At 61.7% G+C, this 8,725-nt stretch carries 7 protein-coding genes; 2 read left to right on the top strand and 5 right to left on the bottom strand.

All coding sequences use genetic code 11. The features are described 5' to 3' along the window. Positions 1 to 164: 164 nt before the first annotated feature. Together QR64_RS17915 and QR64_RS17910 are read left to right on the top strand one after the other, a co-directional pair. Positions 165 to 1,403, top strand: a complete 1,239-nt coding sequence (locus QR64_RS17915) for a dienelactone hydrolase family protein (protein WP_033098824.1) — start codon at positions 165 to 167, stop codon at positions 1,401 to 1,403. After that, positions 1,400 to 2,158 (top strand): SDR family NAD(P)-dependent oxidoreductase, encoded by a 759-nt coding sequence (locus QR64_RS17910; RefSeq protein ID WP_157741807.1) that lies wholly within the window; start codon positions 1,400 to 1,402, stop codon positions 2,156 to 2,158. Before QR64_RS17915 ends, QR64_RS17910 begins: the two co-directional genes overlap by 4 nt. Positions 2,159 to 2,381: 223 nt before the next feature. Here the strand turns inward: QR64_RS17910 and QR64_RS17905 are convergent, their stop codons facing one another. From QR64_RS17905 to QR64_RS28905, 5 genes are all read right to left on the bottom strand, one after another. Next, positions 2,382 to 4,007, bottom strand: a complete 1,626-nt coding sequence (locus QR64_RS17905; RefSeq protein WP_084222362.1) for an AMP-binding protein — start codon at positions 4,005 to 4,007, stop codon at positions 2,382 to 2,384. Positions 4,008 to 4,115: 108 nt separating this feature from the next. Continuing rightward, positions 4,116 to 5,726, bottom strand: coding sequence for an ATP-dependent acyl-CoA ligase (locus QR64_RS17900; RefSeq protein WP_039586545.1), 1,611 nt, complete (start codon positions 5,724 to 5,726; stop codon positions 4,116 to 4,118). Further along, positions 5,723 to 6,049 (bottom strand): Zn-ribbon domain-containing OB-fold protein, encoded by a 327-nt coding sequence (locus tag QR64_RS17895; protein WP_033098826.1) that lies wholly within the window; start codon positions 6,047 to 6,049, stop codon positions 5,723 to 5,725. Before QR64_RS17895 ends, QR64_RS17900 begins: the two co-directional genes overlap by 4 nt. Further along, positions 6,046 to 7,191: a thiolase family protein gene (locus QR64_RS17890; RefSeq protein WP_052040231.1), complete on the bottom strand. Its 1,146-nt coding sequence runs from the start codon at positions 7,189 to 7,191 to the stop codon at positions 6,046 to 6,048. Before QR64_RS17890 ends, QR64_RS17895 begins: the two co-directional genes overlap by 4 nt. Continuing rightward, the gene (locus QR64_RS28905; RefSeq protein ID WP_411908088.1) at positions 7,188 to 8,252 is read right to left on the bottom strand and encodes an MFS transporter; all 1,065 of its coding nucleotides are present in this window, start codon (positions 8,250 to 8,252) and stop codon (positions 7,188 to 7,190) included. Before QR64_RS28905 ends, QR64_RS17890 begins: the two co-directional genes overlap by 4 nt. Positions 8,253 to 8,725: the final 473 nt, after the last annotated feature.

The raw sequence follows: 8,725 nt of genomic DNA, 5'->3' as shown, positions 1-8,725 counted from the left end.
TCGACCTCTACCAAGAAGCCGCCTACACCGACAACCACGGACACCAAACCGTAGAAGACACCCTCGAACCGGCGACGACGGTGCAGCAGTAAGTACATCACCACCGTGGATGCAGTGCCCCGAGCACCGCAGACAACGGCCTCGAAGAAGGATCTGGAACTTCCATGGGTAAGTACATCGATATCGTTAAGGCCTCTGGCGAAACATTCGCCGCCTACCTCGCCGAACCCGAGCAGGGATCCGGACCCGGCCTGGTCTTGTTACAGGAGATCTTCGGCGTCAACGACTACATGCGCGAAACCGCCGAGCTGTACGCCCGAGAAGGCTATGTCGTGCTCGTGCCGGACCTGTTCTGGCGATCCGAACCGCGCGTGGAACTGGGTTACGACGACAACGGCGTTGCCCGCGGACTGCAACTTCGAGATGCGCTCGACAATGACACCGCGATCGACGACATCGCCGATACCATTCGCACCCTGCGTGCGTTCGACAATCAGGCCGGGGGGGTTGGCATCGTTGGATACTGCATGGGCGGGTTACTGTCCTATCTATCGGCGGTCCGTCTCGACATCGACTGCGCGGTAAGTTATTACGGTGTCGGCGTACATGAGCACCTCGACGAGGCAAAGAACCTGCAGGTGCCGACTTCATTCCACCTGGCCGAGCTGGACGCATTCTGCCCCGAGCCGGCGCGAACCGCTATCCGTGCAGCGTTTACCGACAACGATCTTGTGCAGATCTACGACTACGACGGTGTAGACCACGCGTTCGGCACGACCGGACGAGACGTATTCGATCCGGTTGCAGCCGACCTCGCTTACGCTCGAACACTGGCAGTGCTACGCAACACGATCGGCCCCCGATACGATCTCAACGCGATCTGGGACAATCACGTCTACCACGAATTCGTCACCCGCGATGTGCCCGCGACCATGGCGACGATGATCGACGAACCGTACGTCAACCACATCCCGACACTTACTGGCGGAGTGGGACAGAAGGATCTGTCCCGGTTCTATGCCTACCACTTCGTCCCTACCAATCCCTCCGACCTGAAGTCCATCACCCTGTCTCGTACCGTCGGTGCCAACCGGATTGTCGAAGAACAGCTGCTGTGCTTCACACATGATCGAGAGATGGATTGGCTTCTTCCCGGTATCCCGCCCACCGGCAAGTATGTGGAGATCCCCCTCGTGGCCATCGTCACCATCGAAGGCGACAAGCTTTGCAACGAACATATCTACTGGGATCAGGCCGGTGTGTTGGTGCAGATCGGCTTGCTGGAACCGACCGGACTTCCTGTGGCAGGAATCGAACAAGCACGCAAGCTGGTCGACAAGACTTTGCCGTCGAACGAGTTGATGGCGAAATGGTCCACCAGCGAGGGGAAGCCGATTTCGTGACGGCCTCCGCACCGGAACAACACCGTAGCGCTTTGGTCACCGGCGGCGCCGGCGCCATCGGACGACATATCTGCCTTGCTCTGGCCCGATCCGGGTTCGCCGTCGGAGTCGGCTATCGAGGTGACAGCACACGGGCACAGGAAGTCGTAGATGAGATCAACACCGAGGGCGGAGCCGCAAGGGCCGTCCCAGCGGTGCTGGACGATCCGGACTCGGTGATTCCGACGATCGCAAGGATGCACGCCCAACTCGGCCCTCTGGGTGTGCTGGTGAACAATGCGGTGGCCTGGCCAGACAATGTCGAGCAGGCGGAGCCTTTCTACCAGACCACAATGGACTGGGCGTCGCTTGTGCGCACGAATCTCGAGGGCACCTTAGCGATCACTCGGCATTGCGCACAGGCAATGGCCCACCACCACTGGGGACGAATAATCACCGTCTCCACCGATCTGGTCGACGGTTCGATGCAGTCCGATGTCTCGTACATCGCCGCCAAGGGCGGGATGACTGCGGCCTCACGCGCGCTGGCGTGGGAGCTGGGGCCGGCAGGAGTCACGGTCAATCTCGTAGCTCCCGGCCTGACCGCCGAGAAAGGCGCCACGATTGCCCCGCATGTCGTCGCCGAGCTCGTCGAACACACTCCGCTTCGCCGGTTGGTGACAGCGGCCGAGGTCGCCGCGGCGGTGGCGTTCCTCGCGTCCGAGAATGCAGGCGCGATCACAGGACATGTCCTGACGGTCAGCGGCGGGCACTGAATCTCTTCGTTCCTTCGCTTCCGTCGAGCAGCAAAGGACGTAACGGAACCCGTGCGCCGCACACTCCGGCCGATAGACGAGGACAACGACACCGGACCCTAGACAGATGCAGTGCCCCGCCAAGCTCATCCTTGGCGGGGCACTGCATCTGTCCAGGACGAGAACCTCGCCTGCTTCAGAGTGACTGAACGCAACTCGTCTCGGAGCTGAACCCGTGGTACGGCTACAGCTTTTCCCACGTGTCGTCGGTGACACCCTCGTTCCGAAGAACTGCCTTGGACACCTTGCCGTTGGCAGTCAGCGGTAAGGCGGCGACTATACGCACATAGCGGGGCAGCGCAAAGGCCGGCAGATGAGGTTCCGCGAATGCCATCAGTTTTTCGATCTCGGTGGTACTACCGTCGGTCATCTGCAAGCAGACCATCACTTCGTCCTCACCGAGATCACTCGGTACTGCGATCGCTGCTGCTGCAGCCACCTCCGGATGCTCGAGGAAGGCAGCTTCGACTTCGTAGCTGGAGATGTTCTCGCCGCGGCGACGGATCGAGTCTTTCAGCCGGTCGACGTATCGGTACATACCATCTGACTGTTTCCTCACCAGATCACCGGTGTGAAACCACAGATTGCGACGTGAGGAAGTCGTGGCCTCGGGGGCGTTGAAATACCCCGCCGAGATCAGAGCAGGTTGCCGGGGGCGAATGACGAGCTCACCGACGTGCCCGTCCGGCAGCGGGCAATCCGCGGCATCGACGACAGCGACCTCGTAGTCCGGATGGGGAAATCCCAGCAGTCCTTCGGTGTGCTGGCCCAACGGGGTATAGAACGCCACTCCGATTTCGGTCATGCCGAAGCCCTCGGCCACTTCGACTCCGAAGTGGTCTTCGAAGTCGCGTTTGATGGCAGGTTCGATGCCTGGTCCGAGGATCACACGCAGTGCGGAGTTCTCCTTGTCGAACACCTTGGGTTTGCGGTTCCACAGCATGCTGCTCATCGCCCCGAGAAGGAAGGTGACCGTGGCCTCGGACTGACGCAGGCGGTCCCAGAACGCCGACACCGAGAACTTCGGACCGATGACCGCGCGTGCCTGGGCGCCCAGCGCCTGCAACAGCGTGGTCAGCGCATTGGTGTGAAATAGCGGCAAGCAGGTGTACAAGGTGTCGGCCGACGTCAACTGCAACTGCTCGGTGCAGATCACCGACCACCAAAAGAACTGCCCATGGGGCATGATGACACCCTTTGATGGTCCCGTGGTACCCGAGGTGAACAAGATGGCCGCCGTCGTCTCCGGCACTACCGTAACTGCTTCGGCGCCGGTCTCCCCGAGCTGGAACTCGACTGCATTCGCTACCGAAGCGTGGTGTCGATCCACTTCATCGTCGGCATATCCGTCCAGCGGCTCTGTCGAGATCCGGACCAACACCGGATCCGGGTGATCGAATACATCGCTCGCCTCGGCGAGATTGGTCTCGGTGACACGATCGAACACCACCACAGTAGGGCGTGCTGCGCGGAGTTGGTGGCGCAGCATCTCCCCCCGCAGTGCAGGGTTGAGAGGAGTGAATACTGCTGCGCTCCACGCACACCCGAGGAACAGTTCGATCATTTCTCGGCGATTGGCGGTGGCAACGACCACCCGGTCCCCGGGTGTGACACCGTGACGCTGCAAGAACTGCGCACAGCGGGCAGCGACATCGGCGAGGTCACGTCCGGTATAGGAGCGATCGGCGACGGTCAGTACCGGTTCATCCGCCTGGTGTTCAGCAGCGTGACAAATGATTTCTTGGAGCGTACGACGTCGATGAGGCCACTGACGCCACGGATGCGCCCCGGTCGATGCTGGGGTCTTCATTGTGCACTGTCTTTTCTGTCACCACCGGATCGGTGGCCACGTAGATAGGCCGCAATATCGGCAGGGCAGCCGAAGACTTCGGCAGCCCTGCCGTCACGGAAAGTGGTGTTACCGATCGTGAATGTGTTCGCGATCCCATGTGGTGTCGGTCCTGCCGCGCTCGCGGAGTTCCGCTTTGCGTATCTTGCCGTTGGCGGTCCTGGGCAGTTCGGCAACGATGTCGACGAAGCGGGGCACAGCGAACTTGGCCAGCCTGTCGCTGCAATGGGCCACGATGTCTGCTGGGTGCAGTTCGTAGCCCTCCTTGGGCACGACTGAGACCATGACCTCGTCCTCGGCCATGTCCGATGCCACCGGAAACGCCGCGGCGGTTTTCACGCCGGGATGCAGACAAAGAACCTGCTCGACCTCGAACGAGGAGATGTTCTCGCCGCGACGCCGGATCACGTCCTTGAGACGATCGACGAATCTGAACCATCCGTCCGGCTCCCGGACCACCCGATCACCGGTATGGAACCACAAGTTCTGCCAGGCTTCGACGGTCTTGTCCGGCATGGTGAAGTAGCCGGTGGCGAAGCCGAACGGCACACGGGATCGCAACAGCAGTTCGCCCGGAGTACCGTCCGGAACTTCCACGTCGTATTCGTCGACGACAATCGCTTCGAAGTCGGGTTGCACGCGCCCCAGATAACCGGCCCGAGGCGCTTCTGGCGCCGAGTTGATCGCCGCGTTCGTTTCCGTGGATCCGAACCCGTCGCTGAGATCGAACCCGAAACGCTGCCGGAAAGGTTCGAACAAGGTGGCCGGTGTGGCCGGTGACAACGCGATACGCACCCGGTGGGCGCGGTCGAAGGGACCTGGCTCACGGGACCACAAGATGTTGATCATCGCACCGAGCAGATAGGTGACCGTAGCACCCGATTCGGTGACCTCTTGCCAGAATCGACTGGCGGAAAATCGTCTGCCGACAACGAAAGTGGCACCCGAGACCAGAGCCTGGACGAAGGTATTGAGGGCATTGGTGTGGAACAACGGCAGACAGGTGTAAAGGACATCCTTCTCGGTGATACCGAGCTGCTCACTGACATTGACGCCCCACCAGTAGAACTGGGCATGAGGGCAACACACTCCCTTGGACACACCGGTGGTGCCCGAGGTATAGAGCAGTGCTGCGGTGTCTCCCGGAGCAACAGGCGCGGCCGGTCTCGCACCCGAGAGTGCGGGGAATCGCTCGACACGTAGCGCAGAAACCGGCTCGGCGGAAGGGCTGTCCAAGGACCACACTCGCTCCAATGTGGAGGGGAGGGTGATCTCCTGGAGCCGTTCGAGCAGAGCGGGTTCGATGACCAGAATGCGGGCGCCGGAGTTGGCCAGCGCATGGAGAAGTTGCTCTCCTCGCAGTTCTGCGTTCAAGGGCACCGCCACCGCCCCCATCCAGGTAGCTCCCAGGATGGTTTCCAGCAGTTCGAGTCGATTGCCCGTCAGTGTCGCGACTCGGTCTCCGGACCGGATTCCAGCCTGTTCGAACACCGCGGCCGTCATGGCAGCGCGATCACGAACCTGGATGTAGGTGTAGGACGAGCCGTCGATCTCGAGCAATGTCTTGCTCCCGAAGGCGTCGGCCTGTCGGTTCAACAACGCCGGCAACGTGCATTCGGTGATGGGCAGTCCACGTAAGGGCGCGGACGCACGTTCGCGTGCAGCTAGTTCCACTGTCATCGTTTCTCCTGGGCGTGGGGTGTCGGTACGTACCCGATCGGGTTGTCCGGCGCTGTCGGAGGTATCGAGGTCAGCTCGATCGTCGTTCCCGGTGTGATGGGCGGACCGTGGACGGCCGCGACGACGATGGGGCCGAGGTCGCAGCGGACGGAGGCGAAGCGAGTAGGTGGTTCGGTGTGTTGGGCGGTCCATTCTTCGACGGTGCCCTGCCGTGCCATGACGTTCTCGAATTCGTGACCATGGCAGTGAGGGCACAGGAGCCGGAACGGAAAGGCGACGGTGGCGCATCGGGTGCAGCGCTGCATCTGGATTCCGGTAGTCACATCGCCTCCAGAATCGTCATGTTGGCGCACGCACCATAGCGGTAGGTGACCATGCCGTATCCGGTCACTGCCGCCAGGCGTGCTTCGACTTGCCGCTTCCCGGCGTGCCCGAGCAACTGCGTAGTCGCTTCAACGAGCCCGTGCAGTCCCCCTGCCGACCCTGCCTGGCCTGCGGACAATTGCCCGCCCGAGGTGTTGACGGGCCATCGGTGGTGGAGCATGCGATGTACCGCTTTGCCGAAGTCGTCATCAGGCACGAGCCCGAGGTCGGCGAGTTGGATGAGCACCATCACGGGGTAGTCGTCGTAGACGTTGACGAGGTCGATATCGGTCGGGTCCACGCCGCTGCGCTCCCACAGACCGGGTGCGATATCTGTCAATCCTGTCTGTAATCCGTCACCGGTGTGGTTGTCCCAGTTGATACTCCCGCCGATGGCGCGAACTCGGACAGTATGTCGGTCGGCAGCCAGGTCCGCTCGGGTGACGACGACAGCATCAGCACCGCTGACGGGGGGAACGCAGTCGAAACGCCGCAGCGGTGCGGCCACCATCGGGGCGGCGAGGTAATCGTCGAGTGTCATGGGCGTGCGGTAGACCGCACGGGGATTCAGCGATGCCCATTGCCGCTGGGCCACAGCGATGGCGCCGTAGTCGGTTTCCGCCAGTTCGTACTTTTTCATGTGGCGCTGGGTCAGCAGAGCGAACATTGCGTTGGGACCCGACATACCGGCAGGTGTGACGTGGTCTCGAGTAATGCCGTTGTATTCGGAGACCAGGATCCGGAAGTCGTCATGAGTCATACGGTCACCAGCGGCGATGACAATTGTGTTGGCGTCGCCGGCTTCGACTGCGCGTACCGCGTGTTGGAGCATGTTGACCCCGCTGGCGCCGCCGTTGGTGTCTTCCATGATCCAGCGCAGACTCAAACCACACTTCACGGCCAGATCGACAGCATGGTCGGGTTTGAGGGTGAAGCTCGATACCGCCAGGCCATCGATATCCGCAATCGTCAAACCCGCGTCGGCGACAGCACTGCGGATGGCGGCAGCAAGCATCGATTGTGTAGTCGTAGCGCCGGCGGGATGCCGAGTGTAGGGCTCTTCTGCAGCGCCGATGAGGACAGCAGTGTTGGCGGCGCTCATACCGACTCTCCGATGCGTCCTGTGTTCGCTGAGTTGTGATCGCGACCCGAGCCCGGCGTCGAGGTCTGGAACCGGCTTGCGGTCTCGGGAGCGCAGTAGACCGCGATGGTGCTGATCAGACCGAGAATCGCCAGGTAGATGGCGATCGGCCAGAAGTGCCCGGCCCAGGCGAGCAGGGCCGTAGCGATGAGTGGGGCAATGCCGCCGGCGAAGATCGCCGCGACTTCATGACCGATCGACAGACCGCTGTAGCGGACCTTGCCGGTGAACAACTCGCTGAAGAAACTCGGTTGGGTGCCGATCATGGCGCTATGGCACAGACCCACGGCGACGATGATGGCGATCCAGATCATTGCCGGTGTTCCCGTGTTCATCAGCAGGAAGAACGGCACTGCCCACACGACGACGCCGATCGCACCGAAGAGATAGACCGGTCGGCGACCCACACGGTCGGACAGTCTGCCGAAGCCGACCATGGTGAAGGTCTGCACGACGTTGGCCGCAATGATGGCCGGCAGGATGACATCGCTGCTGATACCCAGATGACTGCCGTACGCCAGGGAGAAGACCAGAAAGATGTAGGAGCCGCCGTTCTCAGCCATCCGCGCACCGACCGTGAGCAGGATGGAGCGCCGTTGCGTGCGAATCGCCTCGAGTGCGGGGTAACGCTCGACCTTGCCTTCGGTCTGCAGTTCTTGGAAGACAGGGGTTTCGGCGATCTTCATGCGGATGATCAAACCGGCGAGCATGAGAACCAGGCCCAGCAGGAAGGGGATGCGCCAACCCCATGTCAGAAACTGGTCGTCCGGAAGGAGAGTGACCAGGGCGAAGACCGACGATGACAAGATGAAACCGATGGTGACGCCGACCTGACTGAAGGCGGAGAAGAAGCCTCGGCGATGGGGTTGAGCATTCTCACTGATCAGCAGCACAGCACCGCCCCATTCACCGCCGACTGCGATGCCCTGGATGATGCGAAGCACAACCAGCAGGACCGGGGCCCAGAAGCCGATTTGCTGATAGGTGGGAAGCAGACCGATCAGTGCGGTACATACGCCCATCATCATCAAGGTGATCACCAGCATCGACTTCCGGCCGAGTCGGTCANCGGGCGGCGAAGCCGATGGCGAAGGTGCCGAAAGCCGCCAGCGTACCGGTCAACGAATCATCGCCGGTGAAGAACAACGGGCCGAAAACCAGTGCGGCAGCGGTGCCGTACAAGAAGAAGTCGTACCACTCGAGGGCACTACCGATCAAGCTGGCCGTTGCGACCCGTTTGATCGGAGTCGCCGGTGGTGAGGGGTTGGATCCGGTATTGCCGGTGTCAGTTGTCATCGATCAGGTCCTTCGAACGTCTCACGTCCCGTGCGGAATATGTTCGGGAATTGGAGGGGAGGTGGGAGGGGGCTTGTGGGGTGGGGCTCGATGGTGCGATCACCTTCGCAGTTGGGAGCCCCTCGAGGTGACCGAGATGGCGGTCACGGGTTCTGGTGTCCGTGGTTGTCGGTGTAGGCGGCTTCTTGGTAGAGGTCGA

The sequence above is a fragment of the Rhodococcus sp. Chr-9 genome, assembly GCF_000801125.1.
In the GTDB taxonomy this organism is placed as follows: Bacteria; Actinomycetota; Actinomycetes; order Mycobacteriales; family Mycobacteriaceae; genus Rhodococcus; species Rhodococcus pyridinivorans.
This window is presented reverse-complemented; position numbering and strand designations above follow the sequence as displayed.

What these genes read in the sequence shown, in the direction of transcription:
- QR64_RS17915 (WP_033098824.1), top strand. Translation starts at nt 165, where the DNA reads ATGGGTAAGTACATCGATATCGTTAAGGCCTCTGGCGAAACATTCGCC.
- QR64_RS17890 (WP_052040231.1), bottom strand. Translation starts at nt 7,191, where the DNA reads ATGAGCGCCGCCAACACTGCTGTCCTCATCGGCGCTGCAGAAGAGCCC.
- QR64_RS17905 (WP_084222362.1), bottom strand. Translation starts at nt 4,007, where the DNA reads ATGAAGACCCCAGCATCGACCGGGGCGCATCCGTGGCGTCAGTGGCCT.
- QR64_RS17900 (WP_039586545.1), bottom strand. Translation starts at nt 5,726, where the DNA reads ATGACAGTGGAACTAGCTGCACGCGAACGTGCGTCCGCGCCCTTACGT.
- QR64_RS28905 (WP_411908088.1), bottom strand. Translation starts at nt 8,252, where the DNA reads ATGGGCGTATGTACCGCACTGATCGGTCTGCTTCCCACCTATCAGCAA.